The sequence below is a fragment of the Bartonella sp. AA83SXKL genome, from assembly GCF_042196965.1.
Lineage (GTDB): Bacteria > Pseudomonadota > Alphaproteobacteria > Rhizobiales > Rhizobiaceae > Bartonella.
In genome coordinates this window covers 324-614 of record NZ_JBHIRG010000270.1, presented here as the reverse complement: position 1 = coordinate 614, position 291 = coordinate 324, and the positions used below count along the sequence as shown (strand labels likewise).

The 291-nt window shown below is 42.6% G+C and carries 1 protein-coding gene; it reads right to left on the bottom strand.

Annotation, left to right across the window (positions count from 1 at the left end):
- The coding region (locus ACFINO_RS11050) for a penicillin-binding transpeptidase domain-containing protein (protein ID WP_375655896.1) at positions 1-291 on the bottom strand (291 nt) is incomplete at both ends.

Here is a 291-nt window from a genome sequence, read left to right as displayed (position 1 = left end):
CAAAGCCGATGCCATAAACTCACCAAAAATAGGCGCGGCCAATGAACTTCCCGTTCCATTGTATCCTAAAGGTGCTGGTTGATCGTAACCGACAAAAATACCAACAACAAGATCAGGGGTAAATCCCATAAACCATACATCTTTGGAATCATTCGTTGTTCCTGTTTTAGCAGCAATATGTCGATTGAGATAACGCAAATGCCCAGCTGTACCGCGCTGAATAACCCCTTCCATCATTGATGTAATCTGATAAGCTGTCATAGGATCAAGAACTTGATCTCGCTCATCAAT